Raw genomic sequence first — 16,201 nt, 5'->3', positions numbered from 1 at the left:
CGGACACGGAGCATGGCGGGCCGGGGCCGGCACCGCGCACGGCGGAACGTCGGCGCATGACGCCGGCGGCTTTCCCGGTCACCCTTCCTGGTGGGAGACGGGCGCGGACGGGGGTTCGTCGAGCGGCTGCTCCGGCGGTTCCTCGTCCTGCGGGAGCTCGTCGTCGTGCGGGAGCTCGTCGTCCTGCGGAAGTTCGTCGTCCTGCGGAAGTTCGTCGTCCTGCGGAAGTTCCTGCTGACCCGGGAGGCACGTCACTCGCGGGACCGCCTCCCGTGCCCGGTGGTTCCGGCACCACGGACACCCGGCCCCGGTCCGGGAGCGGCTCCGGGGCCGTACCGCGGGACCGGCGGGTGCTCCGGGACCGGGGCGCCCTGCCACCGGTCCCGGGCGGACGGGGCGTCAGCCGCCCGAACAGACGCTGCCGTTGAGGCGGAAGACCGTCGGCTGCGGGTTGGGTCCGTCATTGGCGCCGACGAAGCCGAACGAGGCCGTCGACCCGCCGTCCGGGGCCAGCGGCCCGGCACCCTCGGGGGCGGTCACCCGTACGTGCCGGCCGGTCTGGTGGAATGCGGCGTTCCAGCCGGAGGCCACCGACTGGCGGTCGGTCGGCCAGTCCCAGTCCACGGTCCAGCCGGTGACCGGGGTGTCCGAGAGGTTCCGGAGGGTGACCGTGGCCACGAAGCCGTTGCCCCAGCTCGTGTCGCGGTGGTAGGTCACCGCGCAGGGGGCGTCCGGCGGGGTGCCGGTGGTGAAGGTCAGCGGAGCGGACGGCGCGGAGAGCCGGCCCGAGGCGTCGGCGGCCAGCACGTTGACCGTGTGGGTGCTGCCCGGGGGCAGGTTCCGCAGGGTCACGGACGTGCCGGTGGTCTCGCCCACCACGTGGGTGTGCGCGCCGTCGCGCTCCTGGACCAGGTAGCGGGTGGCGCCCGTCGCGCCCTCCCAGGACAGGCGCGCGGTGGTGTCGGTCACCGCCTCCGGCAGCGGCGTCCCCGGGGCCCCGGCGTCGGAGGCACCCGACCCGGTGCCGGCCTGCGGGGTGAGGGTGACGGCGAGCATCCCGTACGGCGGCACGGTGACCCGGGAGGCGGACGCCCCGCCGCCGGTGAGGTCGGTGATGTCGCTGTCACCGCGCGCGTAACGGCTGACCTCGGGTGCGGCGGCGGACGGGGTGAAGCCCGTGTACGCGAGGTCCACGGTCCGGGCGGCGTCCGGGTCCTTGTTGATGAGCAGGACGCCCAGACGTCCGTCACGACGGTGCACGGCGTGTGCGGAGACGTCCTGCGCGGAGGACTCGGCGGCGACCAGGGTGTCGCCCCCGGTGCCCAGTTCGCCGGTCATCTTCATGCCGTAGTACGGGTGGAACGGCGTGTTGGGCGCCGGCTCGCAGACGTCACCGGTGCAGGCGCCGCTGGAGAGCATCCCCATGTCGCCGTAGTCCGTCTCGCCGTCGACGGTGGTGATCCGGCCGGCGCCGTTGTGGGTGTTCCACCAGTCGACGGTGAAGACACCGTTCTCCAGGGCCGTCAGGTACGCGTCCGCGGCGAACAGGCCGTTGGGGCGGGCGGTGAGCATGGCGCCGCCGGTGTTGGTGTTGATCTCGGTGAGGGCGATCCCGATGCGCGGCGAGTCGGCGCCCGCGTACCGGTCGATCTGGTTGCGCACCTCGCGCAGTTCGCCGGGCAGCCTGGTCAGCCTCGTCATGGCGTCCTCGGCGGTGGTGTCGGAGCCGCCCGCGTACCAGTGGACGCTCACGAAGTCGATGACGTCGGTGACTTCGGAGAGCACGGTGTGGTTCCAGTCGCCCGGATCGCCTTCGCCGACGACGCCGTCCGGCCAGTGGCCCGGGGTGGTGAGCACCGCGCCGATCCTGACGGTGGGGTCGACGGCCTTCATGGCCTCGGCGTAGGCGCGGACCTGACGGGCGTACTCCCGGGGGCTCTTGTCCTCGTGCTCGTCGTGTTCCCAGCCGTTGCCGTAGTGGCCGTTGCCGTAGATCTCGTTGCCGATCTCCCAGTACCGCGCGTCGTAGTCCTTGGTGACGTTGGCGTACCGGACCCAGCCGGCCGCCTCCTCGGGCGTGCCGGACCCGTAGTTGGCGATCAGGATCGGCTGGGCGCCGGCGGCGCGGACGGTGCCCATGAAGGAGTCGAAGTCGGTGCCGGGGGCGACGTATCCGCCGGGCGCCGTGTGCGTCTCCCAGTGGTAGATGTCCGCGTACGAGCCGCCGGGGTAGCGCATCGCCCCGACGTCGGCCGCCTTCATCAGGTCGGCGACCTCGGGATCGTTCATGTGGGAGTCCCAGATGGCGGTGTTGACTCCGCGCGCGGTGTCGGACATGCGGCCCAGCGACGCCTGGGTGTTGACCCGGACGTCGGCGTCCGCGGCGGGGGCCTCGGACGTGCCGGCCGACGCGGCGCCGGCGGCGTTCAGCGGGGACAGCAGGGCGAGCGCGGCGGTCAGCGCGGCGGCGGCGCGTGCGAAGTGGCGGACGCCGGTACCGGCCGGCCGGCCGGGTCTCTGCGGCAAGGGCATGGGGACCTCCCTCGGGGGCCGGCGGCACGGGCGGGGCGGCGGGCGCCGGGACCGTGCGGCCGGACAGGCGGAGTGCCGTTGCGGCGGCAGGACGTTCCGCGCCGGTGGCACAGGGAACGGTGCGTGGATGCGGTGCGGTCGTACACGGGCGTCGCGCGGCGGATCTCGTCGATGGGAGCGCTCCCATGATGGGAGTGGTGTGACACCCTGTCAACAGACGGGCAGCCTTGGGGACATCGACCGGTCGACACGGCCCCTCGGCGCCGACGCGTGCACACGGCACGTCCTGCACCTGCCCGGTGCGTGCGGTGCGGTGGAACGGCCGCCCGGGACACCTGCCCGCCGGCGCCGGGGACGAGCCGGTCCCGTGCGGAAAGGGCCGCCCGGAAAGGCTCCGGAGCACCCGCGGGCGTACGGCACGCCGCGGCCGGGACGGCGGTCGGCGGACAGCGGTTCGTGCGGTGCGGGCAGCCGGCCGGCTTTCCGATCCGTCGGTCCGAGGAGGTGTGCGAAGGCACCGTTCGGCCGCCCCGCGCGGTGACCGACCCCGTTCAGTCGCCGGTGACGTCGACGGGGTGATCGCCGCATCCCTCGAAGACGCTCGGAGTCCCGTGAGTGATCACGAGAACGTAGGAGGTCGGGACGAGGGCGCAGTCCTGTTCCTTCCACTGCACGGCGAAGACGGTCCAGACGGCGAGCAGGACCACCACGACGGCGGACGGCACGCTCCGCGTCGTGCGCCATCCGCCGTCACCGTCCTCTGTACGGTGGTGATCGGGCCCACCAGGACGGACCGGGCCGCCGGAGCCGCCCGGCGGTGGCTCGCTCCGGGCCTTCGAACGCGCCCAGGGGCGTCCGCCCTCGGGCTCCCCCATGCCGTCCCTCTTCATCGTGTCGGTTTCCTCCTTGGCCCGGCGCGCGCCGTCGCCGCTGCTCCCGCCGGCGGCGCCGGCGGTCTCCGTCAGGGGCGGTGGAGCACCGGATCGCCGAGTGCGACCTTCGTGGACTCCCCGTCGGCCTGTCCGGCCTCGATGCGGAGGATGGCGACGCCGGTGAGGTCGACGGTCACCTCGACCGGCCGGTTGATCTGCGCACTCACGCTCTTGAGCGTCTTCTCGCCCTCCTCGCCGCCCGTGAACGTCACTGTGGCCGGGAACGCCGCGCTGTCGTCGTCGAGGCCGACGGTGACGGTGAGGCTCTCGTAGTGCTCATTGATGCTGTAGCCGAAGCCTTCGTAGAAGCCCGGTTCGGTGGTGATGGCGTTGTCGAAGCGTTCGCCGCCCATGACCACCGGCTCGACCTCCCAGTTGCCGTACGCCCCGTTGAGCGGTGCGATGTCAATCAGCGGTACGTCCTTGTCCTCACCGGCACGCGGACTCGGCGTTCCGCCCGTGGTTCCGCTCGCTCCGGGAGCGGGGGCGGCCGTCACGGTGGCGGTCGCGGTCGCCGTCACGGTCGCGGTCGTCGTGGCCGTGACCGTGTGTGCGGTGGGCGGTGTCACGAGCGCGGGAACACCGAAGAATCCGAGGAGCAGCCCGGCGACTCCGGTGAAAGCGGTCACGAGCGCCGCCGTCTCGGCTCTCCGGCTGCCGCCTCGCGGCGCCGGTGGAGGCGGCACCGGTGAAGGTGGAGGCGACACCGGTGGAGGCGGTGTCGGTGGAGGTGTCGGTGGCGGTGTCGACGGGTAGGGAGGTACCCCCGAACCGGGTTGCCCGGCGCTCATCTCCCAACTCCCCTCACGGATCGGTGCTTTCATCGGATCAGCCCGGCTCCGGGAGCCGGCGCCGGGCAGGTGCGAGCCCACTCGGGTGTCACCGCTCCACTGTGCCGGGCATCGGTCGTTCAGTCCTCGGCGGGGAGCGCAGTCGTCCTTGTCATGGAGTGCAGCTCGGGCATGACAACGTCCGAGCTGCGCCTTCCCCCTCGCTCCCACCGGCCGGCGCGCTCGCACGGACGGGACGGACCGGCCCGCGAGGGGGTCGTGGACGGTGAGCTCCTCGGCGGTCCGGGCAGTCTTGCCCGGCCTTCGGACCCGGTGCGAGACTCCGGAACATCCTTCGCTTGCAAAGGAGTTGGGCTTGTCATCCACGGGAGGACCGTTACGGCCCCTGACCATCCTCTTCGCACCGGAGAGCGCGTACGGGCCGACGAACAACTGTGTGGGGATCGGGGACGTCCTGCGCCGCCGGGGGCACCGTGTGGTGTTCGCGGCGGAGGCCTCCTGGAAGGGCCGTCTCACACCGCTCGGTTTCGAGGAGGACCTGGTCGATCTGGCCCCGCCGCCCGAACGGCCCCAGGAAGCGGGCCAGTTCTGGAAGGACTTCGTACGCGACACCGCACCCGAGTTCCGGAAGCCGACCATCGAGCAGCTGGGCACCTGGATCAGGCCGGTGTGGGAGGAGTTGGTCTCCGGCGCCCGGTACTGCGAGCCGCAACTGAAGGAGATCATCGACCGGGTCCGGCCGGATGTGATCGTCGAGGACAACGTCGTGTGCTTCCCGGCGTTGACCACGGCGGGCGTTCCTTTCGTGCGGATCGTTTCGTGCAACCCGCTGGAGATGAAGGGCGAGCGCGTTCCGCCGCCGTTCTCCGGACACCCGGCCGGGGACCGGAGCGGATGGGACGAGTTCCGCGCCGCGTACGACCGCACGCATCGGAGCCTGTGGAGCGACTTCAGCGCCTGGGTGACCGCGCAGGGCGCGCGTCCGCTGCCCGACCTGGAGTTCATCCACGAGGGCGATCTGAACCTGTACGTCTATCCCGAGTCGGCCGACTACACGGACGCCCGTCCGCTGGGCCCCACCTGGCACCGGCTCGACTCCTCGGTCCGCGAGACGCGGGAGAGGTTCACACTGCCCCCCGGCCTGGCCGACGGCGACGGCGCGCTGATTTATTTCAGCCTCGGCTCGCTCGGCTCGGCCGACGTGGACCTCATGCGCCGGGTCATCGCCTCGCTCGCCCGCACCCCGCACCGCTGCATCGTCTCCAAAGGCCCGCTGCACGAGGAGATCGAGCTGCCGCCGAACATGTGGGGCGAGGAGTTCCTGCCGCAGCCCCGGATCCTCCCGCTCGTCGATCTCGTCATCACGCACGGCGGCAACAACACGACCACCGAGGCCCTCCACTTCGGCAAGCCCATGATCCTGCTGCCGCTGTTCTGGGACCAGCACGACAACGCCCAGCGCATGGCCGAACTGGGGTACGGCGTCCGGCTCGACCCGTACCGCTTCACCGACGCCCGACTCCACGGCGCGATCGACCGCCTGCTCGGCGATACGGCTCTGCGGCGCACCCTCACCGAGGCCGGTGAGACGATCCGGGCGCGCGACGGACTGCACAGGGCCGCGGATCTGATCGAGCGGGCCGCCACGGGTTGATCCCACCGGCCCCCGGGCGAACCGGGTCCCGTGCTCCCGGCCGCTCGCGCCCCGTGGCAGAGCTCCGCTCCCGCGGCCGGCCGTCGAGGCGGAGGGCCGGCCGGAGCGGCTCCTCACCGCCGGGATCGCCGCACGGCTCCTGGAGGAGGTCCCGCAGGCCCAGGGAGGCGTCGAGCGCCCGAGCGGATCCTGCACGAGGCCGTCCTCGTCGTCTCCGGGCCTCCTCCCCGGCAGCGGAGAGACGCCGCCGCAAGGAGCCGGTGCGGCGACCTGCACGGACACGGTGCCGGTCCGCCGGCGCGCGCAACGGTGCGCACCGCCCCTTCCCCGGGAACCGGCCCCGTCCCCCGCCCGGCGATGGTGCCGGGCGCCCGGTGAAGGCCGGGGCGGTGCCGGTCGGCCCTGGGAGGAGGTCCTCCGGCGCATCGGTCCGGAGCGGACACTGGGTGGTGTGGCTGCCGTCGTACGCGTCATCGGCATTCGTCGGGGGTCCCTTCGTCGGGGCCCGTGGCCTCGTCGGCCGGCACCGTCCCGTGCCACCGGGGAAACGGGGGCCGGGATCCGGAGGAGCGCCTCGGTGCGACCGCCGCTTCGCACCGGAGTGGCACGGTCCTCCCCTCTGCGGCCCATCCTGTGCGCGCGTACGGGGTACCCGGTGGGCCTGCGGTCCCCTCAGCGGGTCTCCGGGGGCGAAGTGGAAAGGGGATACGTCCTGTGACCGAACCGGCGAAGGTGAGCAGGACGCTGACCGATCTGATGATGGCCAGCCATATGGCGACGCTGGAGGATCTGCCGCGGATGGTGGCCGACCGCGCCGAGGCGGTGGGCCTTGGCGACGTGGCGTTCTTCCTGGTCGATCTGCAGGGCACGGTGCTGCGCCAGATCACCGGGCGGGGACTCGACGCCGGTGCCGGCGGTGCGGAGCTGGCCGTCGACGCGACCGTGGCGGGGCTGGCGTTCCAGCGGGTGGATCTGGTCGTGGAGCCGGACGCGTCGTCCGGGCGGGCGGGACGCCGGTGGTGGGTGCCTGTCACCGACGGGGTGGAGCGCCTCGGAGTGCTGCGGGCGGACACCGCTCACGACGACGAGGCGACCCGCGACGCGCTGCGTGCGCTGGCGTCGATGGTGGCGCTGTTGTTGCTGAGCAAGAGGGCCTTCAGCGACTCCTACGCCCGCCTGGTCCGGACCGCGCCGATGAGTGTGGCCGGCGAGATGCAGTGGCGTCTCACCCCGCCGTCGGCCTTCGCCGGCCGCCGCACCACCGTCGCCGCGGTCTCGGAGCCGGCCTACGACGTCGGGGGCGACGCCTTCGACTACGCCGTCTCCGACGATGTACTGCACCTGTCGGTGTTCGACGCCATGGGGCACGACGCCACAGCGGGCCTGACCGCCAACATGGCGATCGCCACCTGCCGCAACGCACGCCGCCAGGGCGCCGATCTCGTCCAGACCTCCCAGGCGGTGGAGGACACCCTGACCGAGCAGTTCGGCACCAGCCGCTACGTCACCGGGATCCTGGCCGACCTCGACCTGAGAACCGGAGGACTCACCTGGATCAACCGCGGCCATCACCTGCCGATCCTCCTGCGCTCCGGACGCTGGCCCCACGAGCTCCGGTGTCCCCCGGCCGGTCCCATGGGCGTCGCCCTGGGACTGCCGGTGACCGTCTGCCACGAGCAGTTGCAGCCCCGTGACCGGATCGTCCTCTACACCGACGGCGTCGTCGAAGCCCGCGACGCGGACGGCCGGGAGTTCGGTCCGAAGCGCTTCACCGACTACCTCGTCCGCCACCACGCCGACCGTCTCACCGTTCACGAGACGCTGCGCCGGCTCACCCACGCCGTTCTCGCCCACCACGACGGGCACCTCGACGACGACGCCACCGTCCTGCTCGCCGAGTGGCGCGACCCCCACCAGGACGACCTCACCCCCTGACGTCCCGACCGCACTCCGGGCAGGGGACGGGGCGGCACGACCACGAGGAGGGGCGATGCCCGACCACCGGGACGACGCGCCGGCCACCGCGGACACGCTCACCGTGCACACCGCCGTCCTGTCCGACGGCTTCCTGCTGACCCTGACCGGCACCCTCGACCACCTCACCGGCGCCCGGCTCACCAGCTCACTGCGGACCGTGCTGCAGACATCCGCCCCGATCGTGTGGCTGGAGCTGTCCGGTCTCTCCTTCATCGACTCCACCGGCCTGACCTGTCTGCTGCGGGCCCGCCGCGCGGTGTCCGCCGCCGGTGGACACCTGGCCCTGATCGCCCCCAGCCGCCCGGTCCAGCGCATGCCGGCCCTCACCGGCATCGGCCGGATCCTTCCCGTCCACCCCGACCACCGCACCGCACGCGCCGTGCACGGCAAGCGCACCGAGCGGCACGACTCCCCCGGAGAAGCCGGGTGACGCCCATGGTGTCAAGGGGCGGGCGGCGCTGCGCCGCCCGCCTCCGGGGTACGGCCTCGACGAGGGCGTCGACCGCTCCGCTCTCCCTCCTCCCGGCCCGGGGGTGCGGAGCATCGGTCCGCGGACATGCCGCCGGACTTCCGGGCACCCGCTCGCCCGTGCGACTCGGGGTTGCGGACGTGGGTTCGCGCACGGTGCGGCCGGCCGTCGCAGAACGGGGCGAGGGGATGCCGCCGCCCGTGTACGGCAGCAGGCGGCGGCCGCGTCCGGCCGAACGGGCCGCGGCGGGGGCGGCACGGATGCGCTCAGCCCGCCACGCCGGTGGCGGAGTGGGGCGCGCCGACGGGCTTGGACTCCGGTGATCCGCGCTGCCTCAGGTAGATCGCGAGGACGGCCATCGAGGCGACCGCCAGCAGCTCGGACTGCCAGTTCTGCAGAGTGCGGCTCCAGAAGTCCGCGGAGGAGAGGTACTCGGTCCAGCCGATGGGGGACTGCAGTTGGCGCAGTTGCTGCTCGTTGTAGGCGGCGACGCCCGCGACGGACTGGGCCAGCCAGGACAGCAGGAAGACGCCGCCCATGGCCGAGCCGAGCGAACGGGAGTAGACCACTTGGCGCCAGCCCCTGTCCGCGGCCCAGCGCGGGGAGTCGTCACGGGCGTACTCGCCGACCATCTGGTCCTTGTCGGACTCGGTACCGGACCTGTCGAGTTCCTTGGATTCCGGTGAGCCCCGTTGCAGCAGGTGGACGGTGGCGAAGATGTAGAGGAAGAACTGCAGGTACTCCGACTGCCAGTTCTCGGTGACATCGACGGCGAAGTCCGACGTGGTGAGGTAGGCGCCGAAGCCGAGGGCCGCCATGCCGTCGGTTCTGAGCTGGTTGTTGAACTCCGCACGACCCGCTGCCGCCTGGCCTGCCAGGCAGATCAGGAACGCCGCCATGAAGAGCAGGCCCAGGCTGTTGTGGCGCAGGAACCGCCGCACACGGCGCCCGGTCGAAGCCGTCTCCCGCTCGGGGACCGGTGCCGCGCCGCTCATCGGCGCATCAGTCCCAGGGCCATGAAATACGCCAAGCCGGCCACTATCACCAGAACCGTCCCGGTGAACAGCGTCCTCATGGGCCTCTCACCCACCCTTGATCTCGCACTGGTACGGCTGTCGGGGGCGTGGCCGGCATCCGGCCGCGGTCACCTTCCAGCCCGTGGGAAACCGCGCCAGGAAGACGGTGTCGTGTTCCAGGACCACCCGGGCCTGACCGCCGTACACCTCCACGCCCCGCACGGCCCCGGCCGGTGGCAGCTTCTGCTCACCCACCGCCTGCTCGCAGCGGCTTCCGGCCGACTGCTCCAGCTCCTGCCTGGTGGAGGGTGCGAGGGCGGCACACAGATACGCGTGCCGCCCGGCCCGCAGCGCGCTCTCGAACCGGGTGACGTCCTCGGTGACACGGTCACTCCGCCCGGACGTCGCTCCGCACGAGGTGAGCACGGCGACCGCCACCACGCCCGCGGCGGCACCCGAGCCGTACCAGCGCCTTGGCATCCCGCCTCCTTCGTGGCCCCGGGGCCGATCGGACCAGCCGGTCGATCATGTGCCGGCGTGCGCCCGCTCACGGAACGCGCATCCGGCCACTTCCCCGCGGCAGAAGAACGAGCCGACCGCCGGCCGGGCCACGCCGGCCCTCGAAACGTACGCGTCGGGCCGGCAGTCGGGCCTCCCCGAACAGGCCGGCCGGCCCTCACGGGCGTCGACACGTCGGCCGCGCGGACGGCGGACCCTGACCACCAGTAGTACGACGGCGGGCCGACCGACGCCACTCCCGCGGTCCGGCAGGGCGACGTCACCGGTGCGAGAGCGAGAAATCCTGCCGCGCACCGTCGCCCCACCAAGGCGGCGGGCAGAGGGGTTCGGCCTTACGCGGCCAGCGTCTCGTCCTCCTGGCGGACACCCGCACGACCCGCCCCGTACTGTTCGAGCAGGGCGTCCGCCGCGAGCAGAGCCTGCTCGGCGGTGCGGGCCCCGGTCATCACGCACAGCGTGTACGTGGCGTCCTCGAGCGCCCGGCTGGTGCGCCCGGTGGGGCGTACGTCGTGTTCGATGCGTGCCTGGGCGAACCGGGCCAGTACGGCGCGCAGTTCCTTCTCCGCCGGAATGATCATGGTGATGCCTCTCCCCTCGAATCCCGTCCCACCGGACAGCCGGCCGCACCACAGGGAACGTGCCGCATCCCTGGCGTCCGACGCCACGGCTCATCGCCGGGCAACGTCCAGCAGGCCTTCGCCTGCCCCGCACCGAGAGGTCTATGCCCATGCTCACTGAACAAGGGGTTCAAGGAGGCCGTACGGCTCAGGTGTTGTCCGGCCATGTCGGGCGCCGGGCGCAGCGGGCCCCCACGACTACGACCATGAGTACGGCTGTCATGCCGCCCAGGATCATGGTCGTCGAGGGTGAGCTGCCGTCGACAACGAGTCCGCCGACCAGGGCTCCGAGGGAGATCATGGCCTGGAAGGAGGCGGTGAACATCACGGAAGCGGCTTCAGGGGTGTCGGGGGCCGCCTTGGTGAACCAGGTCTGGGAGGAGACCGGGACCGCCCCGTATCCCACGCCCCAGACGATGAGGAGAGCGATGGCTCCGGCTTTCCACTGGCCCAGTACAGGAAGAAGCAACGTGGCGGCCGCGATCAGGCCGGCGGCGGTGCCGAAGGTGGCCCGTGGGTGACGGGCCACCAGGGAACCGCCCAGGAAGTTGCCGAGGATGCCTGCCGCGCCGTAGACGAGCAGGAAGACGGTGATCAGCCCGGAGCTGACGTCCGTGACCCGTTCGAGGAACGGGGTGACGTAGGTATAGGTTCCGAAATGCGCCAGGACGACCAGAACGGTCAGGAGCAGCGCGAAGCGGGTGGCGACGCTGTCGAGCATGCCGCGCAGTACGCTCAGGCGGGTTGTCCGGCGGGGCGGCAGCGGTGGCATGACGATCAGCAGCATGATCAGTACGGCAACGGTGAGACCGCCCATGGCGATGAACGCGGTGCGCCATCCGGCCAGGTCGCCGATGAACGTGCCGGCGGGCACGCCGAGTACGGAGCCCAGGGGCACGGCGGAGAAGATCACTGCTGTCGCACGCCCAACGGATTCGGTGGGTACCAGGCGTTCGGCCAGTGAGGCGCCGATGGACCAGAAGCCGCCGATCACGATGCCGACGATGACGCGGGAGACCAGGACAAGCCAGTAATCAGGGGCCGCTGCCGCCAGGAAGTTCGCTCCGGCGAGCAGGGCCATGAAAACGCACAACATCAGGCGACGGTCGATTCTCGCGGTCGCCACGGTGATGACCGGTGCGGCGATCGCCGCAAGGAAGCCGGGCATGGTCATCATCAGTCCGGCCATGCCGTCGGAGACGGTGAAGCCGGCGCCGATCTTGGTGAGAAGTCCGATGGGAAGGATTTCCGTGGTGACGATCGAGAAGATGCCCAGCATCACCGCAACGACGGCCAGCCATCCGATCGCCGGGGATCGGTGCGTCGAAGCGATCCCGCCGGAGTCGTGCGTCGTGACGGTGGTGGATGAAGCCATGGATTCCGTCCTGTGATGAGTGTGCTGTTGCGTGATCAGTTCAACAGGCGGATCGGAGAAGGGCTGGCAGATCTGCGACATCAGCGCTGCGTGTGAAGGTGACGTCGCGAATCCGCTCATGGCGAAGGTGCGGTCGCCGCAGGGGACGGAGCCCGTGTGGGGGCACTTCGGCGATGCCGTGCGACTGTCCGGGTCACGCGCTACTTGGGCAGGTCTTCTTCTTCGCTGCGCGCATCGCCGTATGCGCGTGCGATGTGCCGTACTCATGCGGCTTCGGCAGGGTTCCGTTGACGGGAACACATACGCGGGTGACGGTGTGGTCCATGCCCGTATCCGTGGCCCTGCTTTTCCCTTCAACAAATTCCGGGCTTGACGTCTCAGAGGGCATTTGATCCAGGCGTATGAGCGCAGAACCACATGAGACGGACAGCCGAGTGCTCGACCTTGCGGGGAACGAATAACCTCTAGTCGGTGAAGACGCCCAAAGTGGGTCATGGGTGAAGCAGGCACACCGGAAGAGTCCTATGTGAACGCCCACTGAGAGCTACCGGTCGGGTCTCAGCACTGCCCCGGTACTGACGTAGGCGAGCCGTCGGCCGGATGTCAGTCAGCTGACGGAGGCTGTCGGCACGGTGGCCGAGCCATTCTCGTGGAGACATCGAATCCGCCCGGTACCCGGGCGAGACCACGAGGAGCGGACCATGAACACCATCGCGCAGCACTGGATCAATGGACAGTGGACAGGCTCCGGCTCGGTTCTGGAATCGATCGACCCGGCCGACGGCACTGTCGTCGGCTCGTTCTACGACGGTGGCGAGGCAGAGGCCTCGGCCGCCGTGGACGCGGCCGCCGCCGCGTTCGAGACCACCGAATGGGCGCGCACTCCCTCGCTCCGGGCGACCGCACTCAGCCGGCTGGCCGACGCCCTCGAGGCCCGGGTACCCGAGGTTGCGGCCATGTTGTCCCGGGAGAACGGCAAGCTGCTGGGTGAGACCACGTGGGAGGTCAGCGGTGCGGTCGGGTGGCTGCGGTACGCGGCGGCCTCTGCGCGCACTCAGACCGCCGGGCGCGCCGCCGAGACGGCACCCGGCCAGTACACCCACTCGGTGCCCGAGCCGCTCGGTGTCGCCGGCATCATTTCTCCCTGGAACTCCCCCATCATGCTGACCGTGCGGGCACTGGGCCCGGCGCTGGCCGCCGGCTGCACCGTCGTGGTCAAACTTCCGGCTCAGACCGCGCTGACCAATGAGCTTTTCGCGCAGGTCCTGGCCTCGGTCCCGGAGATCCCGGCAGGCGTGGTCAGCGTGTTCACCGAGTCCGGCAACACCGGGGCCCCGTTCCTGGTCTCCTCGGACAAGGTCGACGTGATCAACTACACCGGCAGTACGCCGGTCGGGCGCCTTATCGCGGCCGCGGCCTCCACCACACTCAAGCGGCTCGGTCTGGAACTGGGCGGCAAGGCGCCCATGGTGATCTTTCCCGACGCCGATCTGGACATGGTGATCCCCACCGTGGTGCAGTCGCTGGTGCTGATGAACGGGCAGTTCTGCTGCACCGGCTCCCGTGTACTGGTTCACCGGGACATCGCCGACCAGGTGCGCACTCGGCTCACCGCCGCGCTCGCGCAGGTGCGGCTCGGGTCGGGCGACGACGAGAAGGCCCAGCTCGGCCCGGTGATCGACCGGGCGTCCGCCCAGCGGGTGGACGCGATCGTCGAGGAAGCCACCTCGTACGGCACGGTACTGCTGCGCGGCGGTGTGGTCACCGACGGCCCGCTGGCCGCCGGCGCGTTCTACCGGCCGAGCCTGATCGAGGTGGACCGCACCGACGTCCGGATCGTGCAGGAAGAGGTCTTCGGCCCGGTCCAGACGTTCGAGATCTTCGACGACGAGGACGACGCCGTGACCAAGGCGAACGCCACCATCTACGGCCTGGCCGCCTCGGTGTTCAGCTCGGACTCGATGAAGGCCCGCCGGATCGCCCGGCGCATCCGCACCGGCACGGTATGGATCAACACCTGGGGAGCCATCAGCGAGGACTTCGAGGAGGGCGGCGTCAAGGGAAGCGGTTACGGCTACCTGTGCGGCCCGCGCGCGATCGAGGAGTTCCAGGCCCTCAAGGTGTACGTGGAGCAGGACCACACCCAGGCCGCTCACTGATCAGATCATGACCTGGCCCGGCGCCCACCTGGGCGCCGGGCCGTCCCCCTGCACGGGAAGGTTGCACCAGGCGTCGATTCCGATCACCGGAGCGACGAACGGTCTTGGTCCCGCTCCGGCTGAGGAGCTTGCGGAAGCCGTGCACCAGTTGCTTCTGCACGGTCGTGCCCCGCAGCGACCGGTGCCGATCGCGCAGCGCTTCGGGGCCGGGCAATACGTCGCCGACCTGTCCGCTCCGGCCGGGACCCAGCGACTCGCGGCCGAAGTGGCGGCACGGCACGATCGCCTCGACGTGCTGGTCGACAACGCGGGTGTGGGCTTCACCTGGAACAGCACCATCCGAAGCATGTCAGCAGACGGATACCAGCAGCGGCCGGCGGTGAACCATCTGAGCCCTGTGCTGCTCACCCGGCAACTGCTGCCACTGTTGCGCGCGGGCAGCCCATCACGCAGCGCCAACATCACCTCGGTCGCGCAGGAACCGACGGAATCAAAACGATACGCAGCATTTCGATTCGGAGTGGTCCATGAACGAGAGAATTGTTTCCCATGCCTATGGTGCCGACGACCCTGGACTGCCAAGCCCACCGGCAGTGACAGACATCCGGCACACGCTCCGGGAGCAGAGCCGGAACGCGTTCGCGAACGCCGAACCCCGGCTCGGCCCCACCGTTCCGGCCGCCGTCCGGCGTTGGAAGCTGTGGCTCCTCACCGTGTGCGGTATCTACCCCACCATCGTCCTGCTGGGCCTGGCCACGAACCCTGTGCTGGAGGATCTGTACCTGCCGGTGCGACTCGCTGTACTCGTCCCGGCGGCGGCAGCGGCGATGGTCTGGCAGATCAATCCCCGACTGCAGCGGCATTTCGGAGCGTGGCTCACCAGATGACAAGCAGCCCGGCTCCGCCGCCGGTGTGCTCCGCGGCGCCCGCACACCACAGACCACTGCGCAGGCTCACGGCGCGAGGCCGCGACGAGACCCACCGCGGCGTCTCCTCACTGGAGCTCTTCTTCGACCTGTGCTTCATCGTGGCCATAGCCCAGGCAGGCGCCCAGTTGGTGCACGCCATGGTCGAGGGACACACGGGCGAGGGGATCCTCAACTACTTGATGATCTTCTTCGCCATCTGGTGGGCGTGGATGAACTTCACGTGGTTCGCCTCGGCTTACGACAACGACGACGTGCTGTACCGGATCGTCACGCTGATCCAGATGGCCGGCGTGCTCGTCCTGACGGCAGGCGTCTCCCAGGCATTCGAGGAACACGCGTACCCGGTCGTCGTCCTGGGCTATGTGATCATGCGGCTCGCCATGACGGCGCAGTGGCTGCGCGTGGCGCGGTCGAGCCGGGGCCCCGAGCGGACGATGGCGCTGCGGTACGCCATCGGGCTGTGCCAGATCGGCTGGCTGGGGCTACTGGCCCTGCCGGAGGCCGGCCGCCCGTGGGTCTTCCTGGTGATGGCGCTGCTGGAGATGGCCGTACCGCTGTATGCGGAGCGGGCCCACCCCACGCCGTGGCACCCCCGCCACATCGTCGAACGGTACGGGCTGCTCACGCTCATCGTGCTCGGCGAGACCATCGCGGCGGCCACCGTCGCCGTGAAGTCGGGGATCGACGAGCACGAGGCTCTGGGTGAGTTGCTGGCCATCGCCGCCGGCGGACTGCTGATCATCTTCGCCGCCTGGTGGGTGTACTTCGCGGTCCCCATCCACGGGCACCTCCGCTCCAACCGGCAGTCCTTCCTCTGGGGCTACGGCCATTACCTGATCTTCGTCTCGGGTGCCGCGATCGGGGCCGGCCTGGAGGTGGCGGTGGAACAGGCGGTGGGCAGGACGCACCTTTCGGCGCTGTCGGCGTCGGCGGCGGTGACGCTGCCGACAGCGCTGTTCCTGCTCACGGTGTGGGCGCTGCACTCGCGCTTCTACAAGGTCGGGATCGCCCAGCAGTCGGTGCTGCCGGCCACGGCGCTGCTGGTCGTCGTCTGTACGTTCCTGGGTCACTGGGCGGTGCTCGCGGCGGGGCTGGTGGCGGCGCTGGCGGTGGCAGCCGGGGCGACGCTGACGGCGCTCGGGGCGAGCCCGGAGCGCAGGAGGGGCGAGGAAGGCGTCGCGGTGCCAGTTCTGTGAGGGAACCCTCGCCGCCGCGGGAACCTGGCCGGCAC

At 70.9% G+C, this 16,201-nt stretch carries 14 protein-coding genes and 1 pseudogene; 7 read left to right on the top strand and 8 right to left on the bottom strand.

From position 1 onward, the window contains the following. Positions 1-78 precede the first annotated feature (78 nt). The 4 genes from ACFY3N_RS17640 to ACFY3N_RS17625 form a co-directional block, all read right to left on the bottom strand. On the bottom strand, positions 79-255 hold the full coding sequence (locus ACFY3N_RS17640) for a hypothetical protein (protein WP_390817585.1): 177 nt from the start codon (positions 253-255) through the stop codon (positions 79-81). 144 nt (positions 256-399) lie between these two features. Beyond that, positions 400-2,532: a cellulose binding domain-containing protein gene (locus tag ACFY3N_RS17635; protein WP_390817584.1), complete on the bottom strand. Its 2,133-nt coding sequence runs from the start codon at positions 2,530-2,532 to the stop codon at positions 400-402. Positions 2,533-3,083: 551 nt separating this feature from the next. After that, positions 3,084-3,257, bottom strand: coding sequence for a hypothetical protein (locus tag ACFY3N_RS17630; protein ID WP_390817583.1), 174 nt, complete (start codon positions 3,255-3,257; stop codon positions 3,084-3,086). Positions 3,258-3,493: 236 nt separating this feature from the next. Further along, positions 3,494-4,093: an NPCBM/NEW2 domain-containing protein gene (locus ACFY3N_RS17625; protein ID WP_390817582.1), complete on the bottom strand. Its 600-nt coding sequence runs from the start codon at positions 4,091-4,093 to the stop codon at positions 3,494-3,496. 517 nt (positions 4,094-4,610) lie between these two features. Between ACFY3N_RS17625 and ACFY3N_RS17620 the strand changes: the two genes are divergently transcribed. From ACFY3N_RS17620 to ACFY3N_RS17610, 3 genes are all read left to right on the top strand, one after another. Further along, positions 4,611-5,909 (top strand): glycosyltransferase, encoded by a 1,299-nt coding sequence (locus ACFY3N_RS17620; RefSeq protein WP_390817581.1) that lies wholly within the window; start codon positions 4,611-4,613, stop codon positions 5,907-5,909. A gap of 714 nt (positions 5,910-6,623) precedes the next feature. After that, positions 6,624-7,844, top strand: a complete 1,221-nt coding sequence (locus ACFY3N_RS17615) for a PP2C family protein-serine/threonine phosphatase (protein ID WP_390817580.1) — start codon at positions 6,624-6,626, stop codon at positions 7,842-7,844. Between the two features lie 55 nt (positions 7,845-7,899). Then, on the top strand, positions 7,900-8,316 hold the full coding sequence (locus ACFY3N_RS17610; protein WP_390817579.1) for an STAS domain-containing protein: 417 nt from the start codon (positions 7,900-7,902) through the stop codon (positions 8,314-8,316). Between the two features lie 305 nt (positions 8,317-8,621). Here the strand turns inward: ACFY3N_RS17610 and ACFY3N_RS17605 are convergent, their stop codons facing one another. From ACFY3N_RS17605 to ACFY3N_RS17590, 4 genes are all read right to left on the bottom strand, one after another. Further along, on the bottom strand, positions 8,622-9,350 hold the full coding sequence (locus tag ACFY3N_RS17605; protein ID WP_390817578.1) for a DUF6766 family protein: 729 nt from the start codon (positions 9,348-9,350) through the stop codon (positions 8,622-8,624). A gap of 87 nt (positions 9,351-9,437) precedes the next feature. Continuing rightward, positions 9,438-9,851, bottom strand: coding sequence for a hypothetical protein (locus tag ACFY3N_RS17600; RefSeq protein WP_390817577.1), 414 nt, complete (start codon positions 9,849-9,851; stop codon positions 9,438-9,440). Positions 9,852-10,222: 371 nt separating this feature from the next. Next, complete coding sequence (locus ACFY3N_RS17595) at positions 10,223-10,468, bottom strand: DUF5133 domain-containing protein (protein ID WP_390817576.1); 246 nt, start codon at positions 10,466-10,468, stop codon at positions 10,223-10,225. Between the two features lie 187 nt (positions 10,469-10,655). Continuing rightward, positions 10,656-11,882 carry an MFS transporter gene (locus ACFY3N_RS17590; protein WP_390817796.1) on the bottom strand — a complete coding sequence of 409 codons (1,227 nt, stop codon included), beginning with the start codon at positions 11,880-11,882 and terminating at the stop codon, positions 10,656-10,658. A gap of 701 nt (positions 11,883-12,583) precedes the next feature. On the opposite strand from ACFY3N_RS17590, the gene ACFY3N_RS17585 reads away from it, so the two are divergent. The 4 genes and pseudogenes from ACFY3N_RS17585 to ACFY3N_RS17570 all read left to right on the top strand — a co-directional run bounded on the left by ACFY3N_RS17585 (position 12,584) and on the right by ACFY3N_RS17570 (position 16,166). Then, a complete protein-coding gene (locus ACFY3N_RS17585; protein WP_390817575.1) occupies positions 12,584-14,041 on the top strand; it encodes an aldehyde dehydrogenase family protein in 1,458 nt (485 codons plus the stop codon). 7 nt (positions 14,042-14,048) lie between these two features. Beyond that, positions 14,049-14,552 (top strand): annotated as a pseudogene (locus tag ACFY3N_RS17580) (SDR family NAD(P)-dependent oxidoreductase); the annotation flags it as partial. A gap of 82 nt (positions 14,553-14,634) precedes the next feature. Beyond that, positions 14,635-14,928: a hypothetical protein gene (locus tag ACFY3N_RS17575; RefSeq protein WP_271059202.1), complete on the top strand. Its 294-nt coding sequence runs from the start codon at positions 14,635-14,637 to the stop codon at positions 14,926-14,928. Beyond that, on the top strand, positions 14,925-16,166 hold the full coding sequence (locus ACFY3N_RS17570) for a low temperature requirement protein A (RefSeq protein WP_390817795.1): 1,242 nt from the start codon (positions 14,925-14,927) through the stop codon (positions 16,164-16,166). Before ACFY3N_RS17575 ends, ACFY3N_RS17570 begins: the two co-directional genes overlap by 4 nt. The last annotated feature ends 35 nt before the right edge of the window (positions 16,167-16,201 follow it).

This window comes from Streptomyces sp. NPDC000348, from assembly GCF_042898795.1.
GTDB lineage: Bacteria > Actinomycetota > Actinomycetes > Streptomycetales > Streptomycetaceae > Streptomyces.
The sequence above is the reverse complement of the archived record's forward strand: the minus strand, read 5'-3'. Positions and strand labels throughout refer to the sequence as shown.

Excerpts from the sequence above, each read along its gene's own strand:
- ACFY3N_RS17635 (WP_390817584.1), bottom strand. The coding sequence starts at position 2,532 with ATGCCCTTGCCGCAGAGACCCGGCCGGCCGGCCGGTACCGGCGTCCGC.
- ACFY3N_RS17610 (WP_390817579.1), top strand. The coding sequence starts at position 7,900 with ATGCCCGACCACCGGGACGACGCGCCGGCCACCGCGGACACGCTCACC.
- ACFY3N_RS17605 (WP_390817578.1), bottom strand. The coding sequence starts at position 9,350 with ATGAGCGGCGCGGCACCGGTCCCCGAGCGGGAGACGGCTTCGACCGGG.
- ACFY3N_RS17600 (WP_390817577.1), bottom strand. The coding sequence starts at position 9,851 with ATGCCAAGGCGCTGGTACGGCTCGGGTGCCGCCGCGGGCGTGGTGGCG.
- ACFY3N_RS17595 (WP_390817576.1), bottom strand. The coding sequence starts at position 10,468 with ATGATCATTCCGGCGGAGAAGGAACTGCGCGCCGTACTGGCCCGGTTC.
- ACFY3N_RS17590 (WP_390817796.1), bottom strand. The coding sequence starts at position 11,882 with ATGGCTTCATCCACCACCGTCACGACGCACGACTCCGGCGGGATCGCT.
- ACFY3N_RS17585 (WP_390817575.1), top strand. The coding sequence starts at position 12,584 with ATGAACACCATCGCGCAGCACTGGATCAATGGACAGTGGACAGGCTCC.
- ACFY3N_RS17570 (WP_390817795.1), top strand. The coding sequence starts at position 14,925 with ATGACAAGCAGCCCGGCTCCGCCGCCGGTGTGCTCCGCGGCGCCCGCA.